Source organism: Catenuloplanes niger, from assembly GCF_031458255.1.
Lineage (GTDB): Bacteria > Actinomycetota > Actinomycetes > Mycobacteriales > Micromonosporaceae > Catenuloplanes > Catenuloplanes niger.
On sequence record NZ_JAVDYC010000001.1, the window covers coordinates 9129406 to 9147307 of the forward strand.

14 protein-coding genes are annotated in these 17902 nt (G+C 71.7%); 7 read left to right on the top strand and 7 right to left on the bottom strand.

The window, feature by feature from the left end; translation table 11 throughout:
* Nucleotide 1 precedes the first annotated feature (1 nt).
* On the top strand, nt 2–340 hold the full coding sequence (locus tag J2S44_RS40075) for a CU044_2847 family protein (protein ID WP_310428408.1): 339 nt from the start codon (nt 2–4) through the stop codon (nt 338–340).
* Between the two features lie 116 nt (nt 341–456).
* Entirely contained in the window at nt 457–1113 is a 657-nt protein-coding gene (locus J2S44_RS40080) for a hypothetical protein (RefSeq protein WP_310428410.1), read from the top strand.
* Between the two features lie 59 nt (nt 1114–1172).
* On the opposite strand, the gene J2S44_RS40085 is transcribed toward J2S44_RS40080, so the two are convergent.
* Together J2S44_RS40085 and xynC are read right to left on the bottom strand one after the other, a co-directional pair.
* Nucleotides 1173–3200: an RICIN domain-containing protein gene (locus J2S44_RS40085; protein ID WP_374728052.1), complete on the bottom strand. Its 2028-nt coding sequence runs from the start codon at nt 3198–3200 to the stop codon at nt 1173–1175.
* A 344-nt stretch (nt 3201–3544) separates the two neighbouring features.
* Nucleotides 3545–5227 carry a glucuronoarabinoxylan endo-1,4-beta-xylanase XynC gene (gene xynC, locus J2S44_RS40090; protein WP_310428412.1) on the bottom strand — a complete coding sequence of 561 codons (1683 nt, stop codon included), beginning with the start codon at nt 5225–5227 and terminating at the stop codon, nt 3545–3547.
* A 600-nt stretch (nt 5228–5827) separates the two neighbouring features.
* On the opposite strand from xynC, the gene J2S44_RS40095 reads away from it, so the two are divergent.
* Together J2S44_RS40095 and J2S44_RS40100 are read left to right on the top strand one after the other, a co-directional pair.
* Nucleotides 5828–7462 (top strand): glycoside hydrolase family 27 protein, encoded by a 1635-nt coding sequence (locus J2S44_RS40095; protein WP_310428414.1) that lies wholly within the window; start codon nt 5828–5830, stop codon nt 7460–7462.
* Entirely contained in the window at nt 7459–8826 is a 1368-nt protein-coding gene (locus tag J2S44_RS40100) for a glycoside hydrolase family 43 protein (RefSeq protein WP_310428416.1), read from the top strand. The genes J2S44_RS40095 and J2S44_RS40100 overlap by 4 nt, the downstream gene beginning before the upstream one ends.
* A gap of 89 nt (nt 8827–8915) precedes the next feature.
* On the opposite strand, the gene J2S44_RS40105 is transcribed toward J2S44_RS40100, so the two are convergent.
* Nucleotides 8916–9563: a TetR/AcrR family transcriptional regulator gene (locus J2S44_RS40105; protein ID WP_310428418.1), complete on the bottom strand. Its 648-nt coding sequence runs from the start codon at nt 9561–9563 to the stop codon at nt 8916–8918.
* Between the two features lie 125 nt (nt 9564–9688).
* Between J2S44_RS40105 and J2S44_RS40110 the strand changes: the two genes are divergently transcribed.
* On the top strand, nt 9689–11197 hold the full coding sequence (locus tag J2S44_RS40110; RefSeq protein WP_310428420.1) for an MFS transporter: 1509 nt from the start codon (nt 9689–9691) through the stop codon (nt 11195–11197).
* A 184-nt stretch (nt 11198–11381) separates the two neighbouring features.
* Here the strand turns inward: J2S44_RS40110 and J2S44_RS40115 are convergent, their stop codons facing one another.
* The gene (locus tag J2S44_RS40115) at nt 11382–12998 is read right to left on the bottom strand and encodes a serine hydrolase domain-containing protein (protein WP_310428422.1); all 1617 of its coding nucleotides are present in this window, start codon (nt 12996–12998) and stop codon (nt 11382–11384) included.
* On the opposite strand from J2S44_RS40115, the gene J2S44_RS40120 reads away from it, so the two are divergent.
* Nucleotides 12991–14181 carry a sensor histidine kinase gene (locus J2S44_RS40120; RefSeq protein WP_310428424.1) on the top strand — a complete coding sequence of 397 codons (1191 nt, stop codon included), beginning with the start codon at nt 12991–12993 and terminating at the stop codon, nt 14179–14181. The two genes, J2S44_RS40115 and J2S44_RS40120, sit on opposite strands and share 8 nt — an antisense overlap.
* Entirely contained in the window at nt 14181–14828 is a 648-nt protein-coding gene (locus tag J2S44_RS40125) for a response regulator (protein ID WP_310430124.1), read from the top strand. Before J2S44_RS40120 ends, J2S44_RS40125 begins: the two co-directional genes overlap by 1 nt.
* A 105-nt stretch (nt 14829–14933) precedes the next feature.
* Here the strand turns inward: J2S44_RS40125 and J2S44_RS40130 are convergent, their stop codons facing one another.
* Genes J2S44_RS40130 through J2S44_RS40140 form a run of 3 tightly spaced genes read right to left on the bottom strand, consistent with a single transcriptional unit; the run spans nt 14934 to nt 17856 of the window.
* A complete protein-coding gene (locus J2S44_RS40130; RefSeq protein WP_310428426.1) occupies nt 14934–16031 on the bottom strand; it encodes an ABC transporter substrate-binding protein in 1098 nt (365 codons plus the stop codon).
* Entirely contained in the window at nt 16028–16858 is an 831-nt protein-coding gene (locus J2S44_RS40135; protein WP_310428428.1) for an ABC transporter ATP-binding protein, read from the bottom strand. The genes J2S44_RS40130 and J2S44_RS40135 overlap by 4 nt, the downstream gene beginning before the upstream one ends.
* Nucleotides 16855–17856: a FecCD family ABC transporter permease gene (locus J2S44_RS40140; RefSeq protein ID WP_310430126.1), complete on the bottom strand. Its 1002-nt coding sequence runs from the start codon at nt 17854–17856 to the stop codon at nt 16855–16857. The genes J2S44_RS40135 and J2S44_RS40140 overlap by 4 nt, the downstream gene beginning before the upstream one ends.
* Nucleotides 17857–17902 lie beyond the last annotated feature (46 nt).

Here is a 17902-nt window from a genome sequence, read left to right on the forward strand (position 1 = left end):
GATGACCCAGCTGCTGCGTTTCTCCACCGCCGACGGCCACGTGGTGGTGGAGGCCTCCGAGACCGAGCCGGGGGTACGCCCCGCGGGCCGCGGGGCCGGCGCGATCACCGACGTCGGGCACCGCTTCGAGGACGCGCTGGCCGAGGTGCGCGACGCGGCCGCGAACGCGCTCGAGGTGTTCCGCGACGGCCGGCTGAACCCCGACGAGGTCACCATCACCTTCGGCGTGCGGCTGAACGCGGAGGCCGGCGCCGTCATCGCCAAGACCACGGTCGAGGGCCACCTGACCGTCCAGCTGAAGTGGGGCGCCACGGCTCCCACACCCGACCCGGGGCCGTGACGGTGCGTCGTCGGCGTGACAATTCGGCAATACCGGGACAGGCCCCCGCGGGAGAGCGATCCTGAACTCACGGTCCTCCGGCCCGCCCGCGGCATGGACGGCCGGAACGGGGGATCATGAAACTCGCGTCGGCCGCCGGCGTTCTCGCCGCCGCCATCCTGACCGTCACGCTCGCGACGCCGGCCGCCGCGGCGACCACGTGGCACGACGCCACGAACGGTGAACTGCTGGACACCGGCTGGCCGGTGTCCGACGTCCGGGCCGTGGGCTGGGCGCACGCCGGCCGTGCCGCCCACGAGTGGTGCGGTGCGCGCGGCTACCTCGGCGGGCGCCTCAACGGGCACCAGCGCGCCAACGTCAAGGGCATCACGTGCGTCGGCGGCGGTACGTCACAGTGGTTCGACGTCACCACCGGCCAGCTGCTCGACGCCGGCACGCCGGTGGCGGACGTCAACGGCGTGCCCTGGTCCCACGCCGCCGTCGCCGCGAACCAGTTCTGCCGGGCGCGCGGGTTCGTCGGCGGTTTCCTCAACGGGCACCAGCGAGCCAACGTCCGCGGGGCGATCTGCCTGAGCGCGGCGGACGCGCAGTGGTTCGACGCCACCACCGGCCAGCTGCTCGACACCGGCGCACCGGTCGGCGACGTCCGGCGCGCCGGGTGGGCGCACGCCGCCGTCGCCGGGTACGAGTTCTGCCGGGCGCGCGGGTTCGTCGGCGGCTTCCTCAACGGCCACTCCGCCGGGAACCTGCGCGGCACCGTCTGCCTGAAGTGAGCGTCCACCGCGACGGCCGGGCACCCGCCGCACGCGGGTGCCCGGCCGTCCTCGGCCGGCTACGGGGCGCTGACCTGGAACCGGTTGACGGTGACCGCGCCGCCGAGCGCGCTGGTGGCGTAGTTGAACACGCCGAACCGGTAGCCCATGAAGAACTGCCAGTTGTTGTTGAGCGTGAACGCGGGCCCGAGCGTGGTGAAGGTGGTGCCGTTCGTGCTGTACGAGAACGTGGCCGTGCGGCCCGCGCCGGGCCGGATGTCGGCCGTGACCCGCAGCCAGATCCGCCCGCCGGTGATCGTGGCGCCGGCCTGTTCGGTGCCGGTGCCGGTGGTGGTCCAGCCGTTGGTGGACATGGTCAGGCCGCTGGTCATCGAGACCCGGGTGGCGCCGTTGTCCTTGCGGACGCCGATCCAGGCGGAGGAGTCGCGCAGCATGGCCAGCCCGGCACGGTCACCGTTGGCCATGCCGCCGTAGTCCAGCTCGATCGTGGCGGTGGACGACGGTCCCTGGATGCGCCGGGTGAGCGTGTTCCGGGCGTTGTAGAGGTCGTTCGTGACGGTCGCGGTCTGCAGGCGAAGCCCGTTGCCGACGCTGTACCGGCCGGTGTCCGGGTTGTGGTTCCATTCGTACTGCGGGCCGAGCGGGCCGGTGGTGAAGGTGTCCGTGCCGGTCATCGGCGCCACGGTCCGGGTCGTGGCGATGGCCGGTCTCGGGTAGGTGGCGCCCCAGCGGCCGTTGACGGTGGTCAGCACCGGCCAGTCGCCGTTCCAGGTGATCGGCGCGAGCGTCGGCATGCGGCCGCCGGGGTAGGCGTCGGTGAACGCCATGTACCACCAGTCGCCGTTCTGCGTCTGCACGAGCCCACCCTGATGCGGTACGCCGCCGCCGGCGATCGGCCCTGGCAGGTCGAGCAGCACCTGCCGCTGCTCGTACGGCCCCCACGGGCTGGTGGAGCGCAGCACGTACTGGCCGTTGGCCGGCCGGGTGAGCCAGATGTAGTAGTAGTTGCCGCGCTTGTACATCCGCGCACCCTCGAGCGTGCCGATGTTCGACGGCGTCTGGTAGACCGTCTGCGACCGGACCTCCGCGGTCAGGTCGGAGTTGAGCTGCGCGACGCTGATCGTGCCGTTGCCGTACGCGACGTACGGGGTGTCGTTGTCGAACAGCAGGCCGGCGTCGTAGTAGCACTTGTTGATCCGGGCCTTCTTCGACCAGCCGCTGCCGGCCGACGCGGAGGTGTAGACGTAGGTGCGGTTGAACTCGGTGCACCCCAGCCAGTAGTAGGTGCTGTTGGCCGGCCGGTAGTTGAACGCCGACGCCCAGATGCCCTTGACGTAGGCGCGGCCACCGGACAGGTCGTAGGCGCCGGAGTCGAAGTCGAGGCGGGGCACCGAGTGTCCCGCGTACTCCCAGTTGACCAGGTCGTAGGAGCGCAGCACGGGCGCGCCCGGGGAGTAGTGCATCGTGGAGGCGGAGTAGTAGTAGGCGTCGCCGACCCGGATGATGTCGCCGTCCGCGAAGTCCTGCCAGACGACCGGGTTGGTGAACGTGCCACCCGCCGGAGGGGTGGAGCCGCCGCCGACCGGGACCAGCTGCCACTGCTGGTTGGCGCCGTTGTAGTCGGTGTACTGGACGATGTTGCCGCCGTCCGCCGTGGAGGAGTTCTGCACCTCGAGCGCCTTGCCGCTGTTGCGGTTGATCAGCCGCACGTGCCCGTCGCTGGAGTCCGCCACGCTGAACTGCTGGTTGAGGCCGTTGCCGTCCGACCACTGCACGATCGAGGCGCCGTCCGCGGTGGACAGGTTGTAGACGTCGAGCACCTTGCCGGACAGCCGGGACTTGATCCGGTAGTAGCCGCCGCCGGAGTCGGCGAACTGCCACTGCTGCTGGTTGCCGTCGTTGCGGGCCCACTGGGTGATCCGCGCGCCGTCCGCCGTGGACAGGTTGTAGACGTCGAGCGCCTTGCCGCTGTTGCGGTTGACCAGCACGTACCAGGCGTTGGTGTCGATCGTGGCGGCGTGCGCCGCCGGGGCCGAGACGACGGCGATGCCGGCCGCGGCGATGAGTAGGGTGAATGCGGTGATCAGCGCGGACGCCGCGCGCCGCAGTGGTCGGTGGACCACGGGTTCGATGCCAGTCACATGCCGCTCCTCGGATGAAGAATGATGTTCATGTGAGCGCTCACATCTCCGGGCGGCATGTGCTACATGCGAATGTCTGCCGGAGGGGTCACCGCGCTACGTATTTATGTTTGGCTATGTTGCCAGAGTGTTTCGGCATCCTCAAGGGGTACGGTTCCGCGCGCCGGAGCGGCCCGTAACCCCGGTCCGTCCGAATGGTGCGACCGACGACAACGGCTGTGCGTAACACCTTTCGGATGCCGATTCTGCCGTGCTCATTCAACCGATGAGAATCCGGTGCGCGGTCGCGGTCAGGCCACCGTGCAGGCGATGCCGTTGAGCGTGAACGCGGCCGGCTCGGCGGTGTTGCCGGTGTGGGTGGCCTGGAAGCCGATGTCCACCGTGGCGCCGGGGGCGAGCGTGGCGTTGTGGCCGGCGTTGACGGCGCTCACCTGGCCGCTGGCCGGCGAGTAGCTGGCGTTCCACCCCGAGGTGATGGACTGGCCCGTGGGCAGCGTGAAGCCCAGCGTCCAGCCGTTGATCGTCGAGGTGCCGGTGTTGGTGATGCTGATGGCGGCGGTGAAACCGTTGTTCCAGGTGCTCATCGTGTAGGTGACGCGCGGACCCGTACCCACGCTGCCGGTGGGGGTGGCGGTGAGGGTGGGGGTGGGTGTCGTGGTGCCACCGCTGATGCTGGTCACGAAGGTCGTCACGCTGCGGGCCGGGAGCGTGGCGGTGAGGGAGCCGTTGGCCATGGCGAGCGCCGTCTGGGGCGCGACGGTCCGGCTCGCGTCGGTCAGCCAGTTCGCCACCGAGCCGGACGCGGCGGTGTTGGCCAGGGTGAACTGCTGGCTCACCGGCGAGGTGTTCTTGTTGACGGCGACGATCACGACGGTGTTCCCGCCGCGGTACGCCGAGACGTAGACGTTCGACGCCGGGTTCGCCGTCGCGTCGACCCGGGTGTAGCCGGGGCGGACGAACCGGGCGAAGTGCGCCATCATCGCACCGCGCTTGCTGATCCGGCCGTCCTCGCGCATGGGGCCGTAGCTGCGCCGCAGGTACCACCAGACGTAGGCCTGGAACCCCGCGTCGACCATCGCGCGGTGCATGTGCTCGCCCACGTCCAGTGCCTCGGGCCAGGCATCGCCCGAGTTGGCGTTGCTGTTCGGGTAGTAGACCTCGGTCATCCACAGCTCCTTGCCCGCGCCCTTCTGGGTGAAGAGTGGGTACGGGAAGTTCGCGTACGACGTGCCGTACAGGTGCGCGCCGATGATGTCCGTGTTGGCGAGCGCCGCCGCGTCGTTGAGGATCGGGTCGGACAGCGACTTGATGTACTGGAAGGACTCGGGTGCGATGACCCGGGTGCCGATCGCGCCGGCGTTCTCCCGCAGGAAGCGGACCAGCTCGGCGGCGGTCCACCAGGTCCACTCGGCCGCGTAGTCGGGCTCGTTCTGCACCGAGATGGCGTACAGGTTCACGCCGTTGTCGCGCATATATGTGGCGAAGTCGTTGAGGTGGGTGGCGTAGGCGCCGTACGAGCTGTACCGGAGCCGCCTCGCGTTGGTCTGGCCGTTGCGGTTGAACGTCTCGACCATGGACGCCGGCGGGTTCCACGGCGACGCGAAGACGGTCGCGCCGAGCTCCACCGCGCGCTTGGCCGTCGCCAGGTCGCGGCTCCAGTCCGCCCGGTTCTCCCCGACCGGGATCCGCAGCAGGGAGAAGCCCAGCCGGCCCTCGCCGGCGCCGAAGGCGGTGTCCCGCTGTGCCGCGGTCAGGTCGCCGATCCAGGCCGCGTGGGCCATCGCGCCGAAGCCGCGGATCGTCTGCCGCGGCGCCGCCGGATTGATGTTCGCCGTCGCGGCCGCCGCCTCGCCGGCGCCCGCGATCGACGCCGCGACGGTCAGGACCGGCACGGCCCCCATCGTCGTCAGCACGGTTCTCCGGCTCAGTCGCTGCTGCCCGCCGTGCGCCGGCTCGTTCGCATCTCGCGTCATGTCTCGTCCTCTGGGCTGGTGACTTTCCGGGACAGCACGGAGACGGGCCGGGCTCGTGGTGGCGATGCCAAGGAATCGATGCCCATCTATTGAAAGGACACTGTCGCAGAGCGCGGCCGCTATAGCAACGGCCGTTTCCCCGCAGGATTTCCGGGACGCCGGAAAACGGTCGCCCGGTGGAGTCGCCGCATTCTCTCCGCCTGTTCGGTGCTGCCGTCTCCGCGTGCCGGCCGGGTGGCGCCGGCGAACGGCACGGCGGCCCGCGTCCCGGAGGCGACGGGGGCCGGCCGCACTGGCGATGCGTCAGTCGGCATCGACCCGCCGACTGTGGGGCCGGCCGTCTCCGAATGACGAGAAAGTCGATGACGAAAACTGTTATGTGCGCGGTCGATGGGGAGTCGGAGTGACGGAAGGTGTCGCTGCAGCGGGAGCTGAAATGGCTCCTGATGATCGCCACTGTGCGCTGCTGAGCAGGTAATACCCCTACTGGGCGTACCGCGAAGAGATTTTCCTCCTTGAATGTGTTGAAACATTCTGGCAACCTGTCGAATGAGTATGTTAGCGCTCTCATCCGTGCCCGGTCTGGAGAGGTCGAGAATCATGAGACGGTGGAAAGCCTTGTTCGCCGCGTGGGTCGTGATGCTGTCGGGCGCCGCGTTCGCCGTCGCCGCCGAGCCGGCCCACGCCCTGGACAACGGGGTCGGCCGGACGCCGCCGATGGGCTGGAACAGCTGGAACACGTTCTTCTGCAACATCAACGAGCAGCTGATCCGGCAGACGGCGGACAGCATCGTCAGCTCCGGCATGCGCGACCTCGGCTACCGGTACGTGGTGGTCGACGACTGCTGGATGTCGCCCAACCGGGACGCCAACGGCAACCTCCAGGCCGAGCCGTCCCGCTTCCCGAGCGGGATGAAGGCGCTCGGCGACTACCTGCACGCCCGCGACCTCAAGTTCGGCATCTACCAGGCGCCGCTGGACCAGACCTGCGCGCAGTACTTCGACTCCTACCCGGGCGCGACCGGCAGCCTGGGCCACGAGGCACAGGACGCCCGGCAGTTCGCCGCCTGGGGCGTCGACTACCTCAAGTACGACTGGTGCTCGCCCACCGGCACCATCAACGAGCAGGTCGCCACGTTCGCGAAGATGCGCGACGCGCTGGCCGCGACCGGCCGGCCGATCCTCTACAGCATCAACCCGAACAGCATCCACGAGAAGACCGGCCCGCAGCGCGACTGGGGCGACGTGGCGAACATCTGGCGCACCACCGAGGACATCACGCTCGCCTGGGACACCGGCCAGACCAACGGCTACCCGATGGGCGTCAAGAACATCATCGACGTCACCGTGCCGCTGGCCCGCTACGCCGAACCGGGCGGCTTCAACGACCCGGACATGATGGAGGTCGGCCGCGGCACGCTGACCGACACCGAGCAGCGCTCCCACTTCGCCATGTGGGCGATCATGGCCGCGCCGCTGATCGCCGGCAACGACCTGCGGTCGATGTCCGCCGCCACCCTGACCATCCTGAAGAACCCCCGGCTGATCGCGATCAACCAGGACACCCTCGGCCGGCAGGGCGTGCAGGTCACCGGCGACGCCGGCCACCGGGTGCTCGCCAAGCGCCTGGCCGACGGCGACGTGGCGGTCGCGCTGTTCAACTCCGGCAACGCCACCCGGACGATCACCACGACGACCGCGGCGATCGGCAAGACCGGCGCGTCGTCCTACTCGCTGGTCGACGCGTGGACCGGTGCGACCACGACCACCGGCGGCACGATCAGCGCGAGCGTGCCCGCGCACGGCACCGTCGTCTACCGGGTCAGCGGCGGCACCACCGGCGAACCCCAGCCGCCGGCCTCGTCCGGCCTGGTCGGCACCGCCTCCGGCCGCTGCCTGGACGTGCCGAACAGCAACACCGCCAACGGCACCCAGCCGGTCATCTGGGACTGCAACGGCGCCGCGAACCAGAACTGGACCGTGACCGGGCAGACCCTCCAGGCGCTCGGCAAGTGCCTGGACGCGCCGGTCGGCGCGGCCGCCGGAGCCAAGGTGCAGCTCTGGGACTGCAACGGCGGCGCCAACCAGCAGTGGACGTTCCAGTCCAACGGCACGATCCGCGGCAACCAGTCCGGGCTCTGCCTGGACGTCAACAACAACCAGACCGCCAACGGCACCCCGGTGCTGCTGTGGACCTGCACCGGCGCGGCCAACCAGCTCTGGAGCCGGCGATGAGAACACCGAAGAGCCTGTTCACCGCGCTGCTGTGCGCGCTCGCGCTGATCGTGGTCCCCGCCGGACCGGCCCGCGCGGACAACCCGATCGTGCAGACCGTCTACACCGCCGACCCGGCACCGCTGGTGCACAACGGCCGCGTCTACCTCTACACCGGCCACGACGAGGACGGCTCCACCTGGTTCACCATGAAGGAGTGGCGGGCCTACTCCTCCACCGACATGGTCAACTGGACCGACCACGGCTCGCCGATGAGCGTCGCCACGTTCAGCTGGGCCAAGGCCGACGCCTGGGCCGGGCAGGTCGTCGAGCGCAACGGCAAGTTCTACTGGTACGTGCCGGTCACCGCCCGGGCCAGCGGGCGGATGGCGATCGGCGTCGGCGTCTCCACCAGCCCCACCGGCCCGTTCACCGACGCGCTCGGGCGCCCGCTGGTGGAGAACGGCGAGATCGACCCGTCCGTGTTCATCGACACCGACGGCCAGGCCTACCTCTACTGGGGCAACCCGAACCTGTGGTACGTACGGCTGAACACCGACATGATCAGCTACACCGGCGGGGTGAACCAGATCCCGCTCACCACGGCCGGGTTCGGCACCCGCACCGGCGACGCCAACCGGCCCACGCTCTACGAGGAAGGACCCTGGGTCTACAAGCGCAACGGGCTCTACTACAACGTCTTCGCCGCGAAGTGCTGCTCCGAGTTCATCGCCTACTCCACGGCGCCGAGCCCGACCGGGCCGTGGACCTACCGCGGCACGATCATGCCGACGCAGGGCAGCAGCTTCACCAACCACGCCGGCATCATCGACTACAACGGCGGATCGTACTTCTTCTACCACAACGGCGCGCTGCCCGGCGGGGGTGGCTTCACCCGCTCCGTCGCCGTCGAGAAGTTCACCTACAACGCGGACGGCAGCATCCCGCAGATCACCATGACCACGGCCGGCGCGCCGCAGAACGGCACGCTCGACCCGTACACGCGCCAGGAGGCCGAGACCATCGCCTGGAGCTCCGGCGTCGAGACCGAACGCGCGTCCGGGGGCGGCATGAACGTCGGCTTCGTCGAGAACGGCGACTACATCAAGGTGAAGGGCGTCGCCTTCGGCAGCGGCGCGGCCACCTTCACCACGCGGGTCGCCTCCGCCGCCGCCGGAGGACGCATGGAGCTGCGAGTCGGCAGCCCCACCGGGACGCTCGCCGGCACCTGCGGCGTATCCGGCACCGGCGGCTGGCAGACCTGGACCACGGTCTCCTGCCCGGTGGGCGGCCTCACCGGCACCCAGGACCTGTACCTGAGATTCACCGGCGGCAGCGGCTACCTGTTCAACGTCGACTGGTGGCAGTTCGCCCGCGCCGGCTGAGCCCGGCCCGCTCTGTCCCGCCCCGCCCCGTCGCCACCGGGGGCGGGGCGGGCGTGCCGTACCGACGGGATGGTATGCGGCCGGTGGTGTCAGCCGAACGCGGCGATGAAGGTCTGCACCGCCGCGTTCGCTATCTGCTCCTGGTCGGCCGCGGTGACCGGCCGGGTGCCGTACCGGGATCGGCTCTCCAAGGGCCCGTCGACGAGTGCCAGGAACTGTTCGGCGGCCACGGTGGGGTCGGTCAGGTGCAGCCGGCCGCCGAGCGCCAGCCGGGCGAAGCGGTCCGCGAGTGCCTCGGTGAGCCGCCGGACGTCCTGGTCGACCGCGTCGTCGAGCAGCTCGGGAAACCGGGCGGCCTCGGCATGCAGGAGGCGGCGCAGGGCCCAGGTGCGCTCGTCCGCCCCGGTGCGGGCCAGGTCGCGGCCGACGGCGAGCAGCGTCTGCCGCAGGTCCGTGCCGGGGTCGGCGAGGCGGGCGACGGTGGCGAGGTTCTCCCGCAGCAGGCCGTCGTGGGCGGCCCGGATCGCGTGCCGGAACAGGTTGGCCTTGTCGGTGAGGTGGTTGTACACCGTCGGTTTGGCCACGCCCGCCTCGGCCGCGATCTGGTTGACGCACGCCTGCGCGTAACCCTCGCGCGCGAAAACCGTGAAGGCCGCGTCCAGGATCGCCGCCCGCTTGTCGATGCGCCCGCGCTGCGCGCCACGGCGTCGGTCGTCGCGCCCTGCCACCTCGGTCATTGCGGAATCCTAGCCCAATTGTGAACCCGCCGGTTCACACGGATGTACGACGGTGGTTGCGCACGGTGTGCAACCGTCGCTAGGTTGAACCCGGCGGTTCAAATAACTGATCTCGGAGTTCAGCTGTGACGTACGCAGACGACAGGCTCGATCCCGCGCTGCTGAGACTGATCGCCGTGGTGCTGCTCGGCGGCATCATGGGCATCCTCGACGGCACGATGGTCGCGGTGGCCGTCGAAACCCTGACCGGCGAGTTCGGCACCTCGGTGAGCACCATCGGCTGGGCCTCGACCGGCTACCTGCTGGCCCTGACCGTCACCATCCCGGTCACCGGGTGGGCGGTGGACCGGTTCGGCGCGAAGCGGCTCTGGCTGGCCGGCCTGCTGCTGTTCATGCTCGGCTCGCTCGCGTCCGGTCTGGCGTGGAACGTGCCGAGCCTGCTCGGCTTCCGGGTGCTCCAGGGCATCGGCGCCGGCATCCTCGACCCGCTGGTGCTCACCCTGCTCGCCCGCGCCGCCGGCCCACACCGGGCCGGCCGCGTGATGGGCCTGATGGGCGCGGTGCTGCCGCTCGGCCCGGTACTCGGCCCGGTCCTCGGCGGCGCCGTCCTGGACGGCTTCGGCTGGCGATGGATGTTCCTGGTCAACATCCCGATCGGCGCCCTCGCACTGCTGCTCGCGCTGCGCGTGATCCCGGCCGACGCCACGAACCGAATCCACACCGTGTCCCCGGCTGCCACCGCGGATCCGGCCGGTGTTGCGGATCCGGGTGGGTCGCGCAGCCGCCTTGATCTGGTCGGTCTCGCCCTCGTCGGCCCGGGCGTGGCAGCGGTCGTGCTCGCGCTTCATCAGGTCGCCGCCACCGGCCGGCTCGGCGCCTGGCAGGCGCTCGTCCCGCTGGTGCTCGGCGGGCTCGCACTCGGCGTCTACGCCGCGCACGCGCTGCGAGCGACCGCCGTGCCGCCGCTGATCGACGTCCGGCTCTTCGCCAGTCGCAGCTTCTCCGCCAGTGTCACGGTGCAGGGCCTGGTCGGCGTGGCGTCGTTCTCGCTGTTGTTCGTGCTCCCGCTCTACCACCAGCAGACCCACCCCCAGGACGGCGGCGCGCTGGCCGCCGGTCTGGTCGTCGCACCGATGGGCCTCGGCTCGGTTCTCGCCATGCCGGTCGCCGGCCGGCTCAGCGACCGGCTCGGCGCCCGCCGCCTGGCCACCGGTGGCGCGGTCGTGGCACTGGCCGGCGCGCTGGCACTCACCCAGGTCGGCGCGGAGACGCACGGCGCCTGGCCGGCCCTGTGGGCGTTCGTGGCCGGCGCCGGCCTCGGCTTCGTCGGCGCGCCGACCATGGGCTCGCTGTACCGCACGCTGCCGCCGCACCAGGTCCCGCAGGGCAGCTCCGTGCTCTACATGCTCAACCAGCTCGGCGCCTCGATCGGCATCGCCGTGGTCGCGCTCATCGTCGACCTCTCCGGTGACACCGACCCGATGCGCGGCTTCCACGGCGTCTACTGGTGGGTCGTCGCCTGCATCGCCGTCATTCTCGCCGGCTCAACCCTGCTGCCCGGGGCACCGGAGCCACCCGACGAGCCCCTGACCGCAACGCCGCCTCAAGTCGCGGCCGGCACCGACCGGCGATGACGCCGGTCGGCGCCAACGAGGTGCCACCCGCCCCCGAGACGGCGGATGGCACCCGGCCGACCCGTGCGACGGAGGAGACCACAGGGCCGGAGGGAAGCGGGTGGCGCCCGGTCGGCCCGTGCGGCGGAGCAGACGGCTGGGAAGAAGACATCGCGTGGCACCCGCGCCCTGCAGCGGTTGATCGTCATCGCCCGGGGGCAGCGCGGTCGGGACCGTTCTGATCGATACCGTCCACGCTGCTGCTGCTGCCTGCGCTGCTGCCTGCGCCGCTGCCTGCGCTGCTGCCGCTGCCTGCGCCGCTGCCGCTGCCGCGGCCGCGGCCGGTGCCGGCGCGGGTGCGGGCGGTCGCGTGGAGCAGGCGCGTGCCGAGGACCGCGAGGCAGGCGACCGCGGTGGTGAGGAGCAGCAGCGTGCCGGCGGGGTAGAGGTAGCCGGCCTGCACCCAGGAGATGTCGCTGCCCCGGTAGAGCCAGCTGACGACCCGGTGCGGCACGGCGAGTGCCAGGGCGGGAATCAGGTATGGCAGGAGCCGCAGGACGGTGGCCGGACGGCGCAACCGGTGGCTGCGGGCCCAGGCGGGGGATCGGCGGATGCCGCGGATCGCGAGGGTGACGGTGCCGGCGGTGAGCAGGAACGTGGCGAGGTCGGCGCAGATGAGCGGGACCGGTGTCGGGAGTGGACGCTGCTGCCGGCCCTCGATCAGGTCGATGAGGCGGGCGCCGAGATCCGGTGCGTCACCGTACTGACTGCCGGCGTTGGACACCACGACGATGCCGTAGCCGAGGTGGGGCAGCAGCGCCTGGTAGGCGGTGATGGTGATCAGCCCACCGGTGTGGTCGACGACGGCGGTGCCGGAGTCGGTGGTGCCGGTGGTCCAGCCCAGCGCGTACGACCGGTGCGCGGCGGGACGGTGCATGGCCGCGATCGTGGCGGCGGAGACGACCGCGGTGCCGTCGGGGCCACGGCCCTGACCGTTCTGCGCGATCAGCCAGGCGGCCATGTCCCGGGCGGTGCTGAGCACGCCACCGGAGCCGTTGCCGAACGCGGGTGGCTCGGGCACGGCGAGTGCGATCCCGGCGAGCATGCGGTGGCCGGGGCCGTCGCCGGACGGCAGATCGCGCGCGGTGTCGACGGTGCGGCTGTCGGTCATGCCGAGCGGCGCGAACACGTGCTCATGCAGATATGCCTGGAAGTCCTGCCCGCCGGCCACCTCGACCAGGCGGGCGGCGACCTGATAGTTCGGATTGTGGTACTCGAAGCGGGAGCCGGGGTCGGCGGCGAGCCGGGCGCCGCGCATCGACGCGACCAGCTCTCGTGGCGTCGTCGGGGAGTGGCCGCTGACCGGCCGGTAGGTCGTGTCGGACATGCCGGAGGTGTGGTCGAGCAGCTGCCGCACGGTGATCGTGGCGGCCCGCTCGTCGGCCATGGTGAACTCCGGAAGCTGGTCGTGCACGGGCGCGTCGAGCCGGATGCGGCCGGACTCCACGAGCTGCATCACCGCGAGCGCGGTGACGGACTTGCTGAGCGAGGCGATCGGCAGCACGGTCCGGTCGGTGACGGGAGCACCGGCCGCGGTGCGCCCGTATCCGGCGGCGTGCAGCACGGTCCGCCCGCGGACGACGGCCACGGCGATGCCCGGGATGCGGGTCGCGTCGCGGTAGGCCCGGACGGCGGCGTCGATCGCACTGCCGTCGACGGCGGCCGTGGCGCCGACGCCGACGCCGACGGCGCCGGCGCGCGTCGCGGGAAGAGCGGGCACGGCGATGGCGAGGGCCAGGGCGGCGATGACATGGGTGAGCACGGCACGAGTCTTCGACGCCGGCGGCCCGGTCCGCATCGGACCGTGGTCCGAGGCGGGCGCGGCGCACCGTCACTACGGTGGGCACATGACGTTGTGGCGGCTCGTCCTGACGGTGGCCGACCTGACGGTCGCACTGGCGGTGACGAGCGCGGTCGTGCTCATGAGGCCGGTGTCCGGCTGGTGGGTGTGGCTGATCGCCGTGCTCCTCGGCCTGCCACTGGCGGTCCGCCGCCGGTGGCCCCGGCCGGTTCTCGGCATGGTCCTCGTGGCGACGGTCGCCACGGTGCTCACCGGGGCCGGCGCGGAGGTCTCGATCTACGCGCTGGCGTTCGCGGCCTATCCCGTCGCGCTCTCGTCGGCGCGAGCCGGGCGCTGGGCGCTCGGCGCCGCCCTCACCGGTTTTCTGGGCTCCGGGCTGTTCGACGCGCTCGTCACCGGGCTTCCCACGGCCGGGGTCGACGAGCGCACGGAGTCGTTCAGCACCGCGCCGTGGACCGTGGCCGGTTACGGGACGGTGGTGCTCGCGGGCGGGTGGGCGCTCGCATGGATCGTCCGGAACCACCGCGCGCAGACCGCCGAGATCGCGGCGCTGCAGACGGCCCGGGCGGTCGCGGAGGAGCGGTTACGCATCGCGCGGGACGTGCACGACGTGGTGGGGCACAACCTCAGCGTGATCGCGATGAGGGCCGCGGTCGCGAACCATCTGGAGACGGACCGGCAGGCCGCGCTGCAGACCATCGAGCGGATCAGCCGGGCGGCGCTCGATGACGTGCGCGTCGTGCTCGACGGCCTCCGGGACACCACCGGCGACGGTCTCGAGCGGCTCGTCGGAGACGCCCGGGTGGCCGGCCTGGACGTCACGCTCGACGCGCCCGACCTGGCACCGTTGCCGCGGGAGCTGCGAACCTCCGTGCACGACATCGTCCGGGAGGCGCTGACCAACGTGCGCCGCCACGCCGACGCCACCCACTGCCGGGTCACCGTGGCGGTGTCGCCCGGCGAGGTCTCGCTGACGGTGGTGGACGACGGCTCCGGCGGTTCGGCGTCTCCCACACCCGGTCACGGCCTTCGCGGCATGCGGGAACGGGCCGCGCAGCACGGCGGGCGTCTGTCCGCCGCCGCGGAGCCGGGTGGCGGGTTCGCGGTCCGGGCCCGGCTGCCGATCCCGGCGGTTCCGGCATGATGGGCCGAGAGCTGCGCGTCCTGCTGGCCGACGACGAGCCGGTGTTCCGCGAGACGATCCGGGAGCTGCTCGACGCGACGCCGGGACTGATGGTGGTCGCCGAGGCCGCCACCGGCCGGGAGGCCGTCGCGCACGCCGTCAGCCACCGGCCGGACGTGGTGCTGATGGACGTGCGGATGCCCGACATGGACGGCATCGCCGCGACCGAGCGAATCACCGCCACCGACCCGGCACCGCAGGTGCTGGTGCTGACCACGTTCGACCTGGACGACCACGTCTACCGGGCGCTGCGGGCGGGTGCGAGCGGGTTCGTGCTGAAGGACGTCACGCCACCACGCCTGATCGACGCGATTCACACGGTCGCCGCCGGTGAGGCGCTGCTCGCGCCCAGCGTGACCCGCCGCCTGATCGCCGCGTCGCTGCACCGGACGGCCGCGCGCCGGTCCCTGGACGGCATCACCCCACGCGAGCGGGACGTCCTCGCCCTGATCACCCGGGGCCTGTCCAACAGCGAGATCGAGGCGACCATGCACATCAGCCGAGGCACCCTCAAGACCCACATCGGCAGCCTGCTCACCAAGTTGCAGGCCCGCGACCGCGCCCAGCTGGTGATCGCCGGCTACGAGTCCGGCCTCACCACCGGCTGACACCGGGCCCGGCCTACACCGGTCCGGACTGCACCGGGCCGGCACCAACACCCGCACAGGAAGGACCGGACGATGCCGCCGCACCGTTCACGCGCCGCCGCCGGCTCAGTCGAGCCAGGCGTTGCCGGGCAGGTCGCTGAGCTGGTTGATGTCCAGGGTCGGCGTGATCGACGAGGCCGGTGCGAGACCGAAGTGCTCGACCGCCTTGCGCACCCATTCCGCCGAGTCGATGTTCAGCGGGCCGGAGACCCACAGCGCGTACGGCAGGTTGACGAACCGTTCCTCCTTGACGGCCGTCAGGTTCCGCGACGCCGGGTTGGCCTTCAGCACGTCCACCTTCTGCTGGTAGGTCTGACCGGAGTAGTCGACGAAGAAGATGATGTCCGGGTCGGCCGCGGCGAGCCGCTCCCAGCCGACCTCCGTCCAGGTGTCCGAGACGTCGGCGGTCGCGTTCGTGACGCCCGCCGCGTCGAAGACGGCCTGCGGGCCGCCGTACGAGCCGGAGGTGAAGATCGCGTCGGTGCCCGAGTCGAAGAGGAACGCGGTCGGTGCCTCGCCGTTCCGGGGCGCGGCCGCCAGCGCCGCGCGACGCTGCTCGATGTCGGCGACGACGGCGTCCGCGGTCGGCCGGTGACCGGTCAGCTCACCGATGTTGCGCAGGTCGGTGGTGAGCGCGGTCCACGCGTCCATCGTGCCGCGCGCGCCGTCGTCCTGCTTACAGGTCTCGCTGAGCAGGTACGTCTTGATGCCGTGCGCCGTCAGATCCTCCGGCATCAGGTTGCGCGACTCGCTGAACCCGTAGCCGTACCCGGCGAACATCATCTCCGGGTCGGCGGCCAGGACGTTCTCCAGCGTGGGGTACTGGTCACCGACCACGGTCAGCTCGTTCACCCGCGCGTCGGGATAGGCCAGGGTGAGCACGTCCCGGTCGCGGTCCAGCCCGGTGACCGCGATCAGCTGGTCACGCGCACCGGCGGCCAGCGCGATCGAGATGATGCCGCCGTCGTAGGCGTAGAGCCGGTTCACCGGACCGTCCACGCTCACGTCCTGCCCGCAGTTCTGCACGGTGATCGCACCACCGCCGGTACCACCGGCACCGGCGGCGCCGGCGGAGGAGCCGGAGCCGCACGCGGACAGGCTCAGCACGAGGGCGGCGCCGGCCGCGATCGCGGTGCGGGTGCGGCCGGACGAAACGGGACTCATATCGGTGAGGCGTCCTCTCGAGGGTGGATGAGCAGGTGCAGCTGTGCACGCGCGGGATGCGGCACCTGCACGGAGCCGACACCGAAGTGCGACTCCACGTGCGCGGCGCTGAGCACCTCGCCGGGCGGGCCGACGGCGACGACGCTCGCGGGTTCCGCCGTCCGGTCCGCGCCGGCCGGCCAGCCGACGACGGCCAGCCGGTCGAAGAAACGCAGCGCCAGGTCGAGGTCGTGCACCGTGGCCACCAGCGTCCGGGCCCGGGCGGCGAGAACGCCCAGCAGGTCGAGCTGCCAGGCGACGTCGAGGTGGTTGGTCGGCTCGTCGAGCAGCATCACCGGGCACTGCTGCACCAGGCCCCGGGCCAGTACGGCCCGGCGCCGTTCGCCACCGGACAGTTGGTCGCAGGCGGAGTCGATCCGGTCGGCCAGCCCGACCGCGTCGAGCGCGGCCCGCACGAGCTCGTGCTCGGCGCGGCCACCGCGCGCCCACGGCCGGGTCTGCGGGACTCGGCCGAGCGCGACCATCTCGCCGACCCGCAGCTCCGCGGTCATCACGTCCTCCTGCGGCACGAAGGCCAGCCGGCGGGCGCGTTCCCGGGCCGGCAACCGGCGCAGGTCGACGAGCCGGTCCGGTCCGTCGGCGATCAGCGCGGTTCCGGCGCTGGGGGTCAGCACGCCGGCCAGCACCCGCAGCAGCGTCGTCTTGCCGGCGCCGTTCACGCCGATGATCCCCAGCCGCGTACCGTCCGGGACCTCGAGGTCGACGTCGCGCAGCACGGTGCGGCCGCCCAGGCGGGCGGCGACGCCGGCCAGGCGCAGCGCGGTCACCGGTCGCCACCGAACCGGTACTGGGAGCGGCCCATCAGGAGCAGGAACAGCGGGGCGCCGAGCACACCGGTCACCACGCCCAGCGGGATCTCCTGCGGCCGCACCGCCACCCGGGCGAGCACGTCCACCCACACCAGGAACACCGCGCCCGTCACCGCCGCGACCGGGAGGACGACGCGGTGCCGGGCGCCGACGACCAGCCGGGCCGCGTGCGGCACGATCAGCCCGACGAATCCGACGCCTCCGCTCACCGCCACCAGCACGCCGACCAGCACGGACAGGCCGACGAACAGCGTCGTGCGCAGGCCGGCCACGCCGACCCCGAGTGCCGCAGCGGTCTCCGGCCCGGCGGCGAGCGCGTCCAGCCAGCGGTGGATCGCCAGCATCCCGGCCGCGAGCACGACGACGAGCAGCGCGGGGATCCACAACTTCTCCCAGGTGGCGCCGCCGACGCTGCCCAGCATCCAGAACATCACCGAGTTCGCCGCACGCGCGTCGTCGCTGAGGAAGACCAGCAGCGACGCGATCGCCGACAACCCGGAGGAGAGCACCACGCCGGACAGCACCAGCCGCAACGGGGTCAGGCCACCCTGCGCCGTGGCGATCAGCCAGATCAGCACCGCGGAACCGACCGCGCCCAGCAGCGCGCCGGCCGAGACGGCGTAGATGCCGAAGCCGGCGAGCGCGCCGGTGGTGATGGCGGCCGTCGCGCCGACCGAGGCGCCGGAGCTGATGCCGAGCAGGTACGGGTCGGCCAGCGAGTTGCGGACCAGGGTCTGCATCCCGGCACCGGCGACGGCCAGGCCCGCGCCCACGACCACCGCCATGAGCGCCCGGGGCAGCCGCAGTTCCCAGACGATGACGTCCCAGCGGCCGGGGGCGGCACCGGTGAGCCGGTCGGTGACGGCCGCGACCACGTCGGCCGGCGGGATGCGTTCGGAGCCGAAACCGAGCGAGCCGATCACGCTGAGCACCGTAGCGACGACCAGCACGATCATGAGCGGCCAGAACGGCAGCCGGCGGGGTGGTCTCAGGTCCACAGCG